Genomic DNA, 16,535 nt, shown 5'->3' with positions numbered 1-16,535 from the left:
TTTGCTAGTTCGTTTGAATGATGTGCCCGACGGAAGGGTATTGTCCACCGCGAGGCAACCTATTGTTGACATTGCAGGCCCCCCGGTTCCAGCTAGGGCGCCGTTTGATTTCCAGCCGTTCCAAATCAAAAAGACTAGGCAATGTCCAGCATCCAGACCCTGACGCCCAACAACGCCCAAAACCTCAACGCGGCGAATTGGAGCTACAGCCAAGGAAGTGCGGCACTCCCTGCTGGCTTCCGCTACCTCATGGACGGCGGCCAGCCGGTCACGCTCTACAACGCGTCCACCGGTTTCTACGGCGCGGCACTCGTGGCATCGACGGGCCAGGTGATGGTCACCTTCGAGGGCACTAATTTCTTTACCGGCAGCGCGGAGTTTACCGCCGCCCAGGTGCTGGACGATGCCGCCATCACAGCCGGAATCGACGCGCCGTCTTACCAGACAGCTCTCAATTTCACGCAATCCGCGGTTACGGATGCCGAGGCGCAAGGCTACAACGCGAGCGACATCTATCTCGATGGTCATTCGCTGGGCGGCGCCGATGTCGAATATGTCGCGAGCCAGCTCGGGATTCCTGGAACCACCTTCGGCGCACCGGGAATCCCGGCGGGCGACATCCCCTCGGGCGCGACGCAAGACCTCACCAACTACGTGGAATACGGCGATCCGGTCGGCAACTACGCGCAAGGCGGCTACGAAGGCAACATCGTCCAAAGTGACAATATCGTTCACTATGGAACGGTCGACTGGACCGGCTCCTACCTCGGCATCGTCCCTCTAACGACGGCCGCCGTCGCCTATGACGCGGGCGATTATTCAGCCGCCATCGCCGCGCTGGCTGTCGCTCTCCCATTCCACCTCCTCGGCACCTACGCGGAGAGCCTGGGCGTTCCGCCTCTCGCCAATGGCGATCTTTCCTCAGGCGCTCTGGGCGACGGAGAAGCCGCGGCAGCCGCGATTTTTTCCAGCCTGTTCAAAAGCGGCGCGGCCGGGACGTCTGGCACCAGCCCTGGGGCGACCAACAACTCGCAGACGCTCAGCCAGACCGGCAGCGCCGCCACAAGCTCCGGAGACGTTTTCGGCGGTGACTCTGGTGCCACGATCACCGGCGGCGCCGCCCCGCTCCACTTCGTGGGCGGCACTGGCGCGGTCTCGGTTATGGGCGGCTCGGGCAATACGACGATGTTCGGCGCGACCAGCGACGCGAATTCGGTCCTTATCGGGGGATCGGGCAACAATACCCTGGTTGGCGGGATGGGCGCATCGACTTTGATCGGTGGCACGGGCAATGCGCTGGAATTCACCGACGGCGCCGGTCCAGCGCTCCTCGTCGGCGCGGCTGGCGCCTCGGCGATCAATGGTACGGGCGGCAGCGGCGCTGAAACCGTTCAAGTCGTCGGCGGCAAAACCGTGGTCGCGCTGAACGGGGCGGCGGATACCGTGGTCGGTGGCGCCGGTGCCGCGACCGTCGTCGGCGGGGCAGGGACGGATGTCTACGGCTTCATCAAGGGCCACGCGGGCGGCACCGAGCTAATCGGCGGCCTCAAGAGCACCGACACCATCGTCTTCGGCGGTTACGGCAGTGGGCCGATCGTTTCCGAAGCGGTTCAGAATGGTTCGGATGTCATCGCTCTGAATGACGGCACGGTCGTGACGCTTGAAGGGCTCGACCACAAGGTCTTCAACGGCGTCGCTTGAGGCGGTCCGCGGCCCGAATTGCGCCGTCGCAGCGCGCGAAGCGGCCTAGCCTTTCGCGCCCGCGATGCGGGCTTCGACCTCTTCCGGGGGAAGGCCGTAGCAGTCGGAGAGGATCGGTCGCAGCTCCGCCTCCGTATAGCCATGGGGGTCGCAGTCACGGCCCTGCGCTCGTTTCAGCTTCGCCGTCGCGGGATCAACCAACACTACCGCGTAGTGGCCATCTGCGACGGGGACAACGGTCACCGTCAGTCCGCCCATTTTGCTCGCTCCTGGCCTTTGAGGCATGAGGCTGCGGCGTCGGTCTCCGCCTCTCCCGCTACGGCGAAAGGACTCGGATCTTGCCGTCGCTTGTTGGGTATCCCGCCTGGGAGAGGCGAGCCTAGCTAGCCATTGGTCTATCCTGCGTGGCTAAAAGGCCCATCGCGCCGCGCCGGACCTTCGGGAAGCGGCCACACGTCAATCGAGCCTTGTCGCGCGGATGATGCTGCCGCCGGAGGGCAGAATGATCCGCTCTATCTCTCCGCATCCGGCCGCGGTCAGCCAGGCCGCATGCTCGGCCACGGTATGGGAGGCGCCGGCCGGGTAGATGTTCATGAAGGTCACATTCAGGAACACGGCCAGCGGCGGCCCGATCCGGTCGTCGTCGAGAATCCCGCCGCCCAGGATGAAGATCGAGCCGCCTGGCCGTATCGCCGATGCGGCATTCGCGATGGCCCCCGCCGCATCGGAGGGTGACAGCACCTGAAGCAAAGCGCGCAACACCGCCGCATCGAATGTTCCGTGTGGCGGGACCGCGAGAATGTCACCCTGCTCGACCGTCACCGCATCGCCGCCGGGTGTTGTCGCCAGAATACCGGCGGCGAGTGCCGCATTGCGCGGCAGTTCGAAAAGCGTCCCGTGCAACGCCGGATTGGCCTCGCGCAGCGCGATCAGCAGACCGCCCGAGCCACCGCCGATGTCGATGAGCGACCGATATCCGGAAAAGTCGAAGCGCCGGGCGAGGTCGCGGCCGGAGGCGATTGCGAAGGAATGCATCCCCCGCAGCATCGCCTTCATTTCCTCATCGGACGACGCGGCGAAGTCGTGCAGCGCCAACGGGGCGCCAGTGCGGATCGACTGAGCCGTGTGAAGGTCAGCACGCCAAAGCTGGGCCAGCAAGTCATGCGTGTCACCCAGGAAGCCTTCGCGCCCTCTCACCAGAAACGCTGCCGCCTCCGGCACATTGCCGAATTCGCTCCCGTGCCGGTCCAACAGGCCGGCGACGACCAGTGCATAGAGCAGACGTGATAGCCGATCCTCGGCGACCCCCAAGTCCGCGGCGAGGTCGCCGGCGCTACGGGGTCTTTCGGCGAGGCGAGTGAAAATATCGAGCTGCATCCCCGCCAGCAGGGCAAAGGCTGCCGGCACGCTGGCCTGCAAGCGCTCGATCGTCTCCGGCGTCTTGGGGGTGTTTTCGTGCATGCCAATGCCTCTCGATGACGCAAGCGGAGGCTAGCAGATGCACCGGCGCGAGTCGTTCCGCAACCGGCGTGGCAGCCAGCAAAGCTCCCGTCCGACAGAGGCGCGGTTTTTGAACCCTATTGTCGTTTTCGGCATCGATCCTAGAAAACCTGCCGTCATTCACTGCTGCTGCGACAGGTATCGTCCTCGCTTTTCCGCTTGTACCACTGCAATATGGCCGAAAGCGCGAGAAGAATTTGATGTTCCGGAGGATTATGATGGCCTTTCCCCGGCTTCCGAGCCTGGCAGTTGTGCTTGCCTTCGGCCTCGCGTTTGCAGGAAACGGCGGATCCTCGGTGCAGGCCGCGCCGGTGGTCGATGAGGCGACCGCCGCCCATCGCAGCGCCGACTCATTTCCCCAGGCGGATGAGGATTACTTCAGGGATATGGACGGTGGGCTCGCTTTGAGCCCGGCGGCGATCCGTGGCCGAAACATGTGGAATGTCTGGACCGGCGGCAATGATCGGTTCTGGACCGGCCTTACCGCTGAGACCTTCGGGGCTTTCGACCTGCTGAAGATCGTGACATCGCATCCCGGGCAACACACCGACCGCGACGGGCGCTGGCGCTATCTCGGTTTGATCAACGAGCCATGTTTCGACAAGGCAACCGGCCCGGATCCCAAGCGTTACGGATTGTGGCTTGATACCCGCAACACTGCTTGTCCGCCCGATCCCTTCGCCAACGCGCAGAAATATCCCGGCGTCGCGATCGGCGCACGCGGTAAGACCGTGCCGGTCGGCTCGTATTTCGGCGAATCCTCCGGCGTCATCGGCCTGCGCCTCTTCCCAAACCCCGCCTTCGACGAAGCGGCCCGCAAGCGTTGGGACCCCGAGCGCTACTACACGGATCCCACCTACTATAACGACAAGAGCCTGATCCGCCCCTATCGCGTCGGCATGTCCTGCGGCTTCTGCCATATCGGGCCGAGCCCGATCAATCCGCCGGCTGATCCCGCCCATCCCGAATGGAAGAATCTAAGCTCGACCGTCGGCGCGCAATATATGTGGGTCGATCGCCTGTTCGTTTATTCCGCCCAGCCCAACAACTTCATGTATCAGCTCGTGCATACCTACCGCCCCGGCAGCATGGACACCTCGCTGGTCTCGACGGACAATATCAACAATCCGCGCACGATGAACGCGATTTACAACCTCAGCGATCGGCTGAACTTCGCTTTGCGCTTCGGGAAGGAGACGCTTGCGGGCGGCGAGCGGAACAACAAGCAGCTCAATGACTATATCAAAAGCGGCCCGCTCACGGCCTTCTACACACCGCCAAAGACCGTCTGGACGCCGCGCGTTTTGAAGGACGGCTCCGATTCTGTGGGCGTCCTCGGTGCGCTCAACCGCGTCTATCTGAATATCGGATTGTTCAGCGAGGAGTGGCTGCGGCACTTCAACCCGGTCGTGGGCGGCAAGCCCATCACGCCGATCCAAATCGCCGTGGCCGAGCGCAACTCCGCCTATTGGCGCGCCACCGAAGCCGCCACGCCCGACACCGCGGAGTTCTTCCTGGAAGCCGCGAAACCGGATCATCTTTCCGCGGCACCAGGCGGCGCCAGCTACCTCACCGCAAGCGCCGCGCAGCTCGACCAGGGCAAAACCGTTTTCGCGCAGACCTGCGCGCGATGCCACTCAAGCAAACAACCGCAACAGATACCGGCCTTCAACCCAAGTGGCTGCGCCGGCCCCGGCTATCTTACGTGCTGGAACAAGTATTGGAGCTGGACGAAGACGGAGGAATACAAAGCCCAGATGCGGGCAATCGTCCATGCCCCCGACTTCCTCGACGGCAACTACCTCTCGACCGACCTCCGTGTGCCCGTCACGCTTTTGCAGACCAACGCTTGCAGCCCGCTCGCGACGAATGCACTCGCCGGCAATATCTGGGACAACTTTTCCTCGCAGAGCTACAAGACGTTGCCATCCGTCGGTTCGGTCACGGTCTACGATCCGTTCACGGGTGCCCCAAGCTCCTACAAGATGCCCGCCGGCGGCCGAGGCTACACGCGGCCGCCTTCGCTGGTCAGCGTCTGGTCGACCGCGCCGTTCCTGCTCAACAACAGCATCGGCCCCTTCAGCGAGGATCCTTCCGTCAAGTCGCGCATGACCGTGTTCCAAGCGTCGATCGAGCAGCTTCTCTGGCCTGTGCGGCGAGCCAAAGATGCCGTCCTTGGGGACAAAGTGCCCGGCGTCATCGATCGCACCACGGCGCGGAGCTGGATCTTCATTCCCGCCGGTTTTCAGCCCGCCTTGCTCAAGCCGCTGCGAGACTCGTTCCACCACTTGCTGCCGGGCCTGATCAACCCACAGGGCGACATCACCCTTGGCCCCATCCCGGCGGGCGTGCCCATCGATCTTCTTGCCAATCTCCAGCCGCTGCCCGAGAGCAGCAATCCCATCACCATCGCCGATCACAGCGCCAAACTCGTGAATCTGTTGCTGCGGCTTCAGATCGATCTCGCGAACCTGCCGAAAGGTTCGACGGACGAGCAGGCCCGCGCGCAATTCGCCGATCTCGCCAAGCCGCTCCTCAGCCTCAGCAAATGCCCCGACTTCGTCGTCAATCGCGGCCACTACTTCGGAACCAGCCTAGGTGACGAGCCCGGCCTCAGCGATGCCGACAAGAACGCACTGATCGCCTTCCTGAAGACCTTCTGAGCGCCATGCCGGATGAGGCGACCTGCGATTATATCGTCGTCGGTTCCGGCGCCGGCGGCGGCACGGTCGCCGCACGTCTCGCGGAGTTCGGCGCGCATGTCGTTCTCCTCGAAGCCGGCGGCGACCCGAGGGACGCGGCGCCCCGCATGCCGTCCGATTATGACGTTCCGGCCTTCCATCCCTTCGCCGCCGAAAACCCAGCCATGGCCTGGGACTTCTTCGTTCGCCACTACGCCGATGATGCGCTCCAGCGCGCCGACCCAAAATGCCAGCCAGAGGGCATCTACTATCCGCGCGCCGGCACGCTAGGCGGCTGCACGGCTCATAACGCGATGATCTTCGTCTACCCCGACGACGCCGACTGGAATGCCATCGCCGCCCTCACGGCCGACCCCTCCTGGCGCGCCGAGCACATGCGGGGTTACGCGCATCGCCTGGAAGCCTGCCACCATCGCCCCTTCTGGCGGTTTCTCGCCCGTCTCGGCCTCGACGCCACCGGTCATGGCTGGGACGGCTGGCTGCCGGTCGAACGCTCGAAACCCAACGAGGTCTTCCACGATCGCGCCCTCATGGAGACGGTGCTCGGCAGCGCGCTCGCTGCCCTGCGTGGCCCGCGCTTCCTCGACCGCCTCTGGCGCCTCTTCGAGAGCCAGGCCGATCCGAATGACCGCCGCACCCTGCACAAGGCGCGCGACGGCCTCTGCTATACGCCGCTCTCCACCCAGGGCCACCATCGCTTCGGCACCCGCGAACGCGTGTTGCGGGCCCAGGCGCGACGCCCCGATCGCCTCCACATCGAACTCCACGCCCTCGCGACGCAAGTACTGCTGGAGGAGGGCCGCGCCACCGGCGTCACCTACCTCAAAGGCGAGCGCCTCTATGGCGCCCATCCCACGCCCTCAACCGCGCCCGGTGAACAGTGCACCATCCGCGCGCGCCACGGCGTCATCCTCGCGGGCGGCGCCTTCAACACGCCACAACTCCTCATGCTGTCCGGTATCGGCGCGCCCGAGGAACTGGCACCTCATGGCATCCCGCTGCAGCTCGCCCGCCCCGGGGTCGGCCGCAATCTGCAGGACCGCTACGAAATCTCGGTCGTCAACCGCATGGCCGAGCCATGGTGCGTCCTCGCCGGCGCGCGTTTCGAGGCGGGCGATCCGCTCTACCGCGAATGGACCCAAGGCGGCCGAGGCATGTATGGCTCCAACGGCGCCGCGCTCGCTCTGTCCCGCCGCTCCGAACCGCACGTGACCGCCCCGGATCTCTTCTGCATGGGCCTGGTCGCGCGCTTTACCGGGTACTATCCGGGCTATGCCCAAGACCTCGCCAAACACCACGACTGCCTGAGCTGGGTCCTCCTCAAAGCCCATACCGCCAACCGCACCGGCACGGTCCGGCTACGCTCCGCCAATCCCCGCGACACACCCCTCGTGGAATTCAACTACTTCGACGAGCGCAGCGATCCCGGCGGCCACGATCTCAACGCGGTCGTCTCCGGCATCCGCCTCGCCCGAAAGATGACCGAGGGAATGCGCGCTGCTGGACTGGTCGCCGAGGAAGAACTCCCCGGCCCGCGACTGCAATCCGACGAAGACCTCGCCCAATACGTTCGAGACAATGCCTGGGGCCACCACGCCTCCTGCTCCTGCCCAATCGGTGCGCCGGAAGACGGCGGCGTCCTGGGCGCGGATTTCGCGGTCCATGGCCTGCGCGGTCTGCGCGTCGTGGACGCCTCGGTTTTTCCCCGTATCCCCGGCTTCTTCATCGCCAGCGCCATCTACATGATCGCCGAAAAGGCCGCCGAGGTGATCTGGCAGCAGGATCAGAAACAATGATCGCGCAACGCCTCCACGCCGCCGCGGTCAGCCTTCTGCATGCCGAGCGCCGCATCGATCCCTTCATCCGACCCGCGCTCGACAGCCTGTTCCGCCCCTGGCTCGCCGCCTTGACCCAATCGCTCATCAACCGCACGCGCATGCCCGAGCCCGACGAGCCCGCGCGCGAAACTCCACTGCCCGACGAGGCCGCCATCGCCGCCTCCATCATCGCCACGATGGCCGCCTATATGCGATCGATGTACGCGCCCGGCGGCTTCCAGCGCGCCGGCAATACCAAAACCCACGCCGTGTTGCGCGGCCGCTTCATCGTCTCGCCAGATCTTCCGCCCGCCCTGCGCCACGGCCTCTTCGCGGAGCCGGGCGACTACCCCGCCTGGATCCGCTTCGCGGGGCCAGGACCGGACAGTCCGCCGGATATCGAGGATATCGGCGTCCTCAGTTTCGGCATCAAAGTCATGGGCGTTCCTGGCGAGAAACTGCTCGCCGACGAGCGTTTCACTCAGGACTTCACCGGCATCAGCACACCGACCTTCACCACGCCGAATGTCCGAGAGAACGCCAAGCTGCAACGCGCCATAGCACGCCGCTTGCCGCTGTTTTATTTCCTCGACCCGCGTGACCCCCATCTGTTCGACGCCATCATGCAGGGCCTCTGGGCCCGCACGCAGACGAGTCCGCTGGAAACGCCATATTGGAGCTGCGTGCCGTATCTCCTCGGCGAGGGCCAGGCGATGCGCTACTCGCTCGTCCCGGTGAATGCGCCACACAGCAAAGTGCCGCGTCTCCCGTTACGTCCGCCCGACAACTACCTGCGCGAGGCCATGGTCGCGACTCTCGCTGAACGCGACGCCACCTTCGACTTCCGCATCCAACGCCAGACCGTCCCGAGCCGCATGCCGATCGAGTGTGCCTCCGTCATCTGGCCGGAACGCTTGTCGCCATCGATTCCGGTGGCACGGCTCATTCTGCCGCGCCAAATCTTCGACAGCGCGGCGCAGTTGGGGTTTGCGAGTAGTCTTTCGTTTAATCCTTGGCACGCGCTGCCCGCACACCGGCCTCTCGGCAACCAGAACCGCGCGCGGTTGGTGATCTACGAGGAGTTGTCGCGATTGCGGCAGGAGATGAACGCGACGCCGCATGTGGAGCCTACGGGGGATGAGGTCTTTGGGTGAGGGGATGCGGCTGAGGGTGTGGTGACTTTGATGCGCGATTGTGTACGGCGCGGGTTCCCCTCCCTGGAAGGGAGGGGTTAGGGGTGGGTTACGGAGGGCGGCGGACGGAGAGACTTATCTACTCACCTGGAAGTTAGCTGCCAGGGCCGCTCGCCAGGCCCTATGACCAAAACCTACCAAGTCATCTTGCAACTGGCGCCGATGGCGAATTGACCTGATCTGACCCATCATTAGGTTAGTGCGCTATCTTCACGTTATGGGCCATAAGCCGAGAGCTCCTCCCACCGTTTGTCGTCGGCAATCTGCTTGACGAGGTAACTGACCCACGCTTGGGAATAGGTATACGATTTATACGGCGGATGATAACAGCAGTAGTCCTTGTTAGTAGCTGCGGGATCTGCCGCTCCCGTTTTGGGACGAGCACTATACATTTTCCAAGCCCGTTGGTGCTTGTCGCCCGCTAGCGCGGGCGACGAGCTTGACAACTTCGTTAGGTTTCAGTGGCCAGATATCTTCGGCCGGCTTGTATTTGATCAGAACATTCTGGATTTCCTTTCCTTCAGCGGAATCTGGCTGGACGAATTGGAAATGTGCCTTAGTCTTCGAGGCATTCGTAAGTGTGTAGACAACCCTAAACTGATACTCGAGATTGTCCGCGTCGCCCTCGCCCAGCTTAGCAGCTAGACTAGCATCTAGCGCGGCGATGTGCTCGGGCAGTTCCTGCGCCTGAAGCTTTGCGATTTCCTCCGTGGACAGTTTGGCAAACTGAAGTGAAAAACCGAGCTCGCGACCGAGGGTAAGCCGGTGGCCGAACAGGTCAGTCAGTGTCTTTTCGAAATTAAGGCATGTTGATTGAAAGAGAGGTAGCCACTCCAGATCGAACGACCCGATAGTTCGGTGCTCGACCACATCTCGGATCTCCTTGATTGCCAGAAGATTCTGCTTACAGCCCTTGGAAATGGGACAATCATGTCGGTCAATCATTTGCGAGAGTAGCAGGCTGAAGCCGTCTCTATTGACAATCGTAACGCCGTTGGATTCATAATGCTCATGCAATAGGTAAGTCCAGGCGACATTTGCGAGCATCGAGAAGACCCCGGCTTTGAAGGCGATACGCGGCGTATTGAACAGTTCGACTGCCAGGATCATCGCCTCCCGTGCGCGGACCAGCCGTTCGTTGTCAATGGGACAAAGGCCCGTCACGTGATCGAAGACGAGCTTCTTATGCTGGAAGGCTTCGACTTGCTGCCTGGTTGCCGGGGCGATCGAGGCATTGGCCTTGATCCCGGAAATTCGACCGGAGTTAATTGAAGCTGTCCGCCCGGTGTTGATGAGCGCTTGAACATCTTGATTGCGCCAACCGTCGTCAAGCAATGCCTTGACTACGGCTTTCTCGAGGGGCGTAAGTGAGACCTTTGTTGATTTTCTGGCCATCGGGAAACGCTATCATGAAGGTGTCATGCCATCCAGTTTTTGATCCCGGCTAAGCTCACACTACTACCCCGCCAAATACCGCAGCGCCCGCACCCCCGGAAGAAAGAAATACCCACCCCCGCGCACCGTCACAAAACGCGGCAGCGCGGCGACACGCTTCGCCACCCCACCACCCTGCGGCATACTAAACTCATCGGTCGCAGCGCCCGTCATCAGCGGCGCGCGATTGCCCGTCAGCGGATCCGCCTCACCGGTGAGGCCACCAAACGTGGTCCCCTGCAGCCAAGCATTCTGCACGAACTCGAATTGCCGGCTGATATTCGCGTTCAGGCAAAGAAAATGGATGCCGGCCGGCGGATGCTCGACCGAGGCCTGCGCCTCGCGGATCGAGAGGAGGCGCCCATATTCTCGGCCTCGGCGCAGCAGTCGATGGAAGCGGCTCGGCGCGATGCGATCGGCATCGGTATCCGCCGCGAAGCCCAGCGTGCAGAGCAGCTGACCCACCAGCCCGGTGCGGCCCTCCGCCATATCCCCGTTACGCGGATTGGCCCGCCGCACATGCGCGCCGATGGGACAAGCGAGCCTCTGCGGATCCCGCGTATAGGTGAACTGGTTGCGCACCCTGTCACCCGCATCCTCGCCGACCCCCGGAATCCTCTGAGGCTGCAACGGCACAAGTGGCGACCCATCGAGACGCCGCCCAACAACCGCTTCAGCCAGCGGAATCGGATTCGCCGGGGCCGCCGCGCTCATCGTGCGCCAGAAACCCGGCACATCCTGCTCCAACTGCCGCAGCACCAGATAGGTCCCGTTGCGCCCCGAATCATAGGCATTCGGCCGATCGGCGGCCCGAGGCAGCAAGGCCGCCGCCCGCTCATCCTGCGCGCCATCGACAATTGGCCGCTCGGTAAGCCGCCCATATTCATTGCGATACCCCAGCACGAACTCGCCGGCCGCGATGAGATTGCCGTAGTCCAGATCAGCGGCGCTTCCCGGTGCGCGTTCGCCATTCCAGTCAATACTTGGCTGGCTGACGCCATCGAGAAAGCCGAAAGGCTCGTGGCCTTTCATGTCCGACGTCTCGAGGCTCGTCAGCACATCGAAACCCGCTCCGATCGACCCCACGACCTCCTCGCGAAACACCGCCAAAGCGCCCGGCTGCGCATAGAGCATGACAAGCGCATGCGGCTCTCGCTCGGCCCAGCCCCAATCCCAATGCTCGGGCGCGTCCGGCCCGACATCGCCAAGCCGCCGGCTGCGCGCCGCATCCCCCGCCATGCCCGCGACGAACTCCGCGGAAAACCCGTCGATCACCTTCGGGTCAGTCCCGAGCGCCCGCATCCCCGCCGCCGTCAGCGCGACTTGCAGAACTGTCTCTTGCTTGGTGTCCAAATCCGCCATGCTCGTCACATGGACCCGCGCAAGCCAAGCCCGCGCCGCCACGACATCCGCCACCCGCAACAACAGGAAACACGCTTCGGTGAGCGGCCCGAAGCCAGATCGCAGCAAGGCCTGCACATCATCGCGCTCAGTGACATCGCCGGGCACGGTCAGATCAGCGCCAGCCATGCCCGAGCCTCCTCGTCACTCATGGCGCTGCGCTCGAAACCCTCGCGAATGCGGGTATTGCGGTCGAGATCGGATGTGGTGAGGCCAGGATAGGCTTTGTACCAAACCTCGGTCGGCAATTGATGGCGACGAAGGTAATTCTTGAATCCCTGCTCATCCTCCGCTCCGCCCAGAATGAGGAACCGTGTTCGCGGATAGCCAATCCCATTGCTGAAGACGAGGTTCAGTCCATAGGCAACCTTGTTGATGAAATCATCCATGTAGCTGTCCAGGCTGCCGTCATAATTACTCAGAAACAGCAACCGCCTTCGGTCATCGAAAAACACCCAACGCGCGAAATGTATGGTGCCCACGCGAGCCAACCGCCCGCGCGTATAGATCAACTGGGTCGTGAGATTGACCACCCAAAGCAGCACAACCAGAGTCCAGAGCCGGAACCGCCCAGGCTTGACGTTGCCAAAAGCGCTGAACTGGTTGGTAACGTCATAGTCTTCCCGCAGCGCAAGCTCCGCGACATGCGCGGGCGTCGGCCGTGGCGCTATGACAGCGTCACGGGTCTCCCGCCGCCGCAAAATCGCCAGGAACGGAATCGCGATGAGCAACCCAACGGGAATGGCGATCAGAAATGCCAGCACGCCCAAACCCGCCCGGCCAAGCTGAGCCAATCGCCAGGCCAAAGGCGTCGGAGGGCGAGGCGAAGGCAGCGGCCCATGCCGCGCGACCTCCGCGATCAGCGTGTTGCGCAGCGCGATCGCCGGTTGCGGTCCCGCCTCGACAGGCAGTGCCGCCCTCAGCGCTGCATGCAACGCCGCCTCCTGACACACATCAAGAACCGTGCGCCCGACCCAATTCACATACTGCGTCGCCGGAGAAACCGAATGCGAATGCATCCACTGCCGCAAATCGGTCGTCGGCGCGAAATCCGTGCAATGCGCGAAGATCCGCCGCAATCCCGGAGCGGCATCTCTCGCGAAAGCCTCGACCATCTCTCGCCCATCACCGTCGCAGTCGCCCAGAAACACCAGCCAGATCGGCGCATCGGGAAACGCCACGCCATAAGCGGTGAGATCGCCGAGCGTCTGGTCCTCCAGGATAACAAACCGCGCGAAGTGCAGCCGGTCGAAAGCGCCAAAGGTCACCAGCGTATTGTCCGGATCGGCGAAACCCGGCCGCAGGTTCATGGTCTCCAGCAAAACCCGCAAGCCCGGAACCTCAACGGGGAGGACCGAGGCCGCGACCATGAAATTCCCTTGCGGGGTCATCTGCCTGCCGACTTTAGGTCAGAAACGCAAAGCGAAGTCGATCAGCCGCGTCTTGTCCCAATAGACGATGCCCAGATAGGACCCAGGCGAGATCAGCCTGATCTCATCACGGACCCAATGCGCCACCATCGATGTCTCCGAATAATCGAGGACGATGCATTCCTTCCCATCCAGCCAACTCGCCTGCTTGTAAACACGTGCGACAATCGCGTTCAGGCCGAACGGCAGGATGCGATTCTTCAGAAGCCCAGCCTTAGCGTCAAAGACTTTGCCCTGCCACGCGAAATGATTGACGAACGCCGCGATTTCGCGGGTGAACACCGTGCCCGGCGCGATGATCGCGGTGCCGTCGCCCTCGCCATCCGGAATCGGTCCAGCCTCTAGCGAGCTGAACAGCGCATCGAGTTCCGCTTGCGACATGCGGAGCAGTTGATCGACGTCATACGCCATCGTCTCGCCTCTCTTACAGGGAGCCATCACATGGTCCACGCGAGTGCGGCCAAATTTGTTGCACGCAATGATAGTCTTTATAGATCGGATCCGCTAGTCTCGCATTGCGCCTTCTCAATTCACGCCGACGCCGCACGAGCGACGGAGCATCGGGGCGTTGGCCGCCGACCATCGCCTAACTCGCATGAGAGGGCCTTCCGATGCCTAACACCTCCGAAGATCCGAGCAACGCCGGACGTGGTGTCGGAGAAGTTATCTGTGACGAACTTAAGCGACTCTTCCCAGGGATCGAGACACCGACGCCGCCTCCTACAATTGGACTAGGTGAGGATCGAACCACTAAACAAGCGAGATGGGACGAGTTCGAACGAACCACACAATCGACGATTGACAATCTGCCTGAACCTCTCTCCGCACTTTGCCTATCGGGCGGCGGAATTCGCAGTGCGGCCTTCGCCCTCGGCGCGTTGCAGGCGCTGGCACGCTGCGGCGCCTTGGAACATTTCCATTATCTTTCGACCGTGTCAGGCGGCGGCTATATAGGTGGCTGGCTGACCGCCTGGCGGCATCACGCGAAAAGCGATGCCAAGGTCTTCGCCGGCCTCGATCAACTGCGCCGGACCGGCCAGGAAGCCGCCGAGATCGCCGGAATCAGGGCCGACAGCAATTACCTGACCCCAAGGCTGGGGCTGCTTTCGCCCGACACTTGGGCCGTCGTGGCGCTTACTGTGCGGAACCTCGTTCTCAACTGGCTGGTCTTCGGGCCGCTTTTCCTGGGCTTGTTGTTCATCCCGCTATTCTCTGACGCACTGCTCGTCTCGCTCCGTGCCAAATACTGTCCCGCGCCCCATTGCCTGCAACCGCCGCCGCTTGGTGTACTCTTTGCCTGGATCGGCGCCGCTTTCGCCCTCTTCGCGTCGATCGTCGCTTTCGTGGGTAGGCTCCGCATGACTAACAAATGGTTGACGACCGGCCGCTTCATCCGTCTCGCTTTGATACCTGCCACGATCGCGAGTGCTTGCTTCACCTTGGCCGCCGCCGTCGGCGTCAACGCGGGCCCGGGCTCAGGCGTCATCGACTGGCGATGGATCCTCGGAGGCGCCGCGCTCTATGTCGTCGCTTGGATGGCCGCGCGCCTGATTGTCTTCTTCCACCAGAAAACGACGGCTGGATGCGCCGCACTCGAACTTCTGGCCGCCGCGCTGACGGGCGCCGTCGTCGGCGCCATTCTCCTGGTCGGGGTCGATTTCGCCACGCTGGTGGACAGCAAAGGCCTGGTCGTCTTCGGCGTGTTGTGGACGCTGATGTCCATCCTCGTCGGTGATATCGTCTATGTCGCTGTGTCGAGCTTTCTGCCGCGCAGTGACATGGACCGGGAGTGGCTCGCCCGGGCAAGCGGCCTTTGTATGGCCACGGCCATCAGCTGGAGCATCATTGCCGGCATTGATCTTCACGGACCCTGGTTGTTGAAGTGGAGCCTGTACTCCGCTTGGACCTTATTCGGCACGGTCACTATCACCGGCGCCTTCGGCTTCATCACGCTAATCATCGGCTCCAGCGGTAAAACAGCCGCATTGCCCGGACAGGCGAAATCGGGGCTGCTCTCCCTCAACAACCTGGTCACCGTCGCGAGCGTCGTCTTCGCGATCTGCCTTGTGGCGGTCCTGTCGGCGATCGATGCGAAGCTCCGTGATGTGCTGACCGACGTCTTCAAGGTGAAAAACGCGCCCTGGATGAAGCTTCTGCCGCTGAATGGCGCGGGCCTGGTCGAACTGGGAACCGCAACTATTCTCATCGCGGTCGCTTTCGGCGCGTCCTGTCTCGTCAATATCAACCGCTTCACGCTGCACGGCATCTATCGCAACCGGCTGGTGCGCGCCTTTCTCGGTTCCGCGCGGGCCGGAGCGGGCAAACCACGAAGCCCGGATCCTTTCACCAGCTTCGACAGCGACGACAATCCGCGCATGTTCGAGGTCCGGCCTGAGCCTAAGGACAGCGCACGCCTCTTGCACGTCATCAACATGACTCTCAATGTGGTCTCCACGAAAAAGCTTGCCTGGCAGGAGCGTAAGGCCGAGGTCTTCACGGTCACCGATATGGCTTGCGGCAACCCCATCGTCGGCTATCGGCGGACGGAGCATTATGGCGGCCGCCACGGACTTTCGCTCGGCACTGCAATGGCAGTGTCGGGTGCCGCCGTCAGTCCGAATATGGGCTATCACTCCTCGGCTATCGTGAGTTTCCTTCTGATGCTTTTCAACGTCCGCCTTGGCTGGTGGCTCGGCAATCCCGCGCGCGCGCAATACCGTAAGAAGGGGCCGCAGCCTGGCCTCGTTCCGGCATTGATGGAGCTGGCAGGTGCCACGACCGACGATCGCAAATGGATCTATCTATCCGATGGCGGGCATTTTGAGAACCTCGGTCTCTATGAGATGGTGCGGCGGCGCTGCCGCTTCATCGTCGTAAGTGATGCGGGTGCGGATGCCGAAGGCGCCTTCGAGGATTTCGGCAATGCCGTGCGCAAGATTTTCATCGATCAAGGCGTGGGGATAGAGTTCGAGAGATTCGAAATTCATCCGCGGCAAGAACCTCCGGCGGCCGGAGCCTATTGCGCAATCGGTACGATCACTTATCCCGGATCGTCGAAACTTGGTTGGCTGCTCTACATCAAGCCCGGCTATCATGGCGATGAGCGGCTCGATATCCGCAGCTACGCGATGGCTCATCGGGACTTTCCGCATGAGAGCACGCTCGACCAGTGGTATTCCGAATCGCAGTTCGAGGCCTATCGGGCGCTTGGCGCGCATGTGCTCGAAACGATCTGCAATGGCGGCGCTATTGACCTGACGAAACCGATCCACAAGGTCAGCAGCTTGCAGGAACTTCGTTTGCGCGCGAACCGCTATATGGAGCGCCAGACTGGGATGGGCGGCTAGAGAGTGAGCC

The 16,535-nt window shown here is 62.7% G+C and carries 11 protein-coding genes; 5 read left to right on the top strand and 6 right to left on the bottom strand.

Going from position 1 to position 16,535, the window contains the following annotated elements:
- The first annotated feature begins 141 nt into the window (after window positions 1–141).
- A complete protein-coding gene (locus GSQ83_RS11910; RefSeq protein WP_158803086.1) occupies window positions 142–1,701 on the top strand; it encodes a hypothetical protein in 1,560 nt (519 codons plus the stop codon).
- Between the two features lie 45 nt (window positions 1,702–1,746).
- Here GSQ83_RS11910 and GSQ83_RS11905 read toward each other — a convergent pair whose 3' ends face one another.
- Both GSQ83_RS11905 and GSQ83_RS11900 read right to left on the bottom strand, forming a co-directional pair.
- Window positions 1,747–1,959: a hypothetical protein gene (locus GSQ83_RS11905; RefSeq protein WP_158803085.1), complete on the bottom strand. Its 213-nt coding sequence runs from the start codon at window positions 1,957–1,959 to the stop codon at window positions 1,747–1,749.
- Window positions 1,960–2,157: 198 nt separating this feature from the next.
- Window positions 2,158–3,162, bottom strand: a complete 1,005-nt coding sequence (locus GSQ83_RS11900) for a methyltransferase (protein WP_158803084.1) — start codon at window positions 3,160–3,162, stop codon at window positions 2,158–2,160.
- Window positions 3,163–3,401: 239 nt separating this feature from the next.
- On the opposite strand from GSQ83_RS11900, the gene GSQ83_RS11895 reads away from it, so the two are divergent.
- The 3 genes from GSQ83_RS11895 to GSQ83_RS11885 are packed head-to-tail and all read left to right on the top strand — an operon-like array spanning window position 3,402 to window position 8,874.
- Window positions 3,402–5,864 carry a hypothetical protein gene (locus GSQ83_RS11895; protein WP_216850057.1) on the top strand — a complete coding sequence of 821 codons (2,463 nt, stop codon included), beginning with the start codon at window positions 3,402–3,404 and terminating at the stop codon, window positions 5,862–5,864.
- 5 nt (window positions 5,865–5,869) lie between these two features.
- A complete protein-coding gene (locus GSQ83_RS11890; protein ID WP_158803083.1) occupies window positions 5,870–7,699 on the top strand; it encodes a GMC family oxidoreductase in 1,830 nt (609 codons plus the stop codon).
- Window positions 7,696–8,874, top strand: a complete 1,179-nt coding sequence (locus tag GSQ83_RS11885) for a catalase family protein (RefSeq protein ID WP_158803082.1) — start codon at window positions 7,696–7,698, stop codon at window positions 8,872–8,874. Before GSQ83_RS11890 ends, GSQ83_RS11885 begins: the two co-directional genes overlap by 4 nt.
- A gap of 423 nt (window positions 8,875–9,297) precedes the next feature.
- On the opposite strand, the gene GSQ83_RS11880 is transcribed toward GSQ83_RS11885, so the two are convergent.
- From GSQ83_RS11880 to GSQ83_RS11865, 4 genes are all read right to left on the bottom strand, one after another.
- Window positions 9,298–10,308, bottom strand: a complete 1,011-nt coding sequence (locus tag GSQ83_RS11880; RefSeq protein WP_216850056.1) for a DUF3644 domain-containing protein — start codon at window positions 10,306–10,308, stop codon at window positions 9,298–9,300.
- 63 nt (window positions 10,309–10,371) lie between these two features.
- The gene (locus GSQ83_RS11875) at window positions 10,372–11,877 is read right to left on the bottom strand and encodes a hypothetical protein (protein ID WP_216850055.1); all 1,506 of its coding nucleotides are present in this window, start codon (window positions 11,875–11,877) and stop codon (window positions 10,372–10,374) included.
- Complete coding sequence (locus GSQ83_RS11870) at window positions 11,859–13,139, bottom strand: hypothetical protein (RefSeq protein WP_158803081.1); 1,281 nt, start codon at window positions 13,137–13,139, stop codon at window positions 11,859–11,861. Before GSQ83_RS11870 ends, GSQ83_RS11875 begins: the two co-directional genes overlap by 19 nt.
- An 18-nt stretch (window positions 13,140–13,157) precedes the next feature.
- Window positions 13,158–13,589 (bottom strand): hypothetical protein, encoded by a 432-nt coding sequence (locus GSQ83_RS11865; RefSeq protein ID WP_158803080.1) that lies wholly within the window; start codon window positions 13,587–13,589, stop codon window positions 13,158–13,160.
- Window positions 13,590–13,789: 200 nt separating this feature from the next.
- Between GSQ83_RS11865 and GSQ83_RS11860 the strand changes: the two genes are divergently transcribed.
- Window positions 13,790–16,525: a patatin-like phospholipase family protein gene (locus tag GSQ83_RS11860; protein WP_158803079.1), complete on the top strand. Its 2,736-nt coding sequence runs from the start codon at window positions 13,790–13,792 to the stop codon at window positions 16,523–16,525.
- The last annotated feature ends 10 nt before the right edge of the window (window positions 16,526–16,535 follow it).

Origin of the sequence: Acidisoma sp. L85 (assembly GCF_009765865.1) — a bacterium.
Lineage (GTDB): Bacteria > Pseudomonadota > Alphaproteobacteria > Acetobacterales > Acetobacteraceae > Acidisoma.
This window is presented reverse-complemented; position numbering and strand designations above follow the sequence as displayed.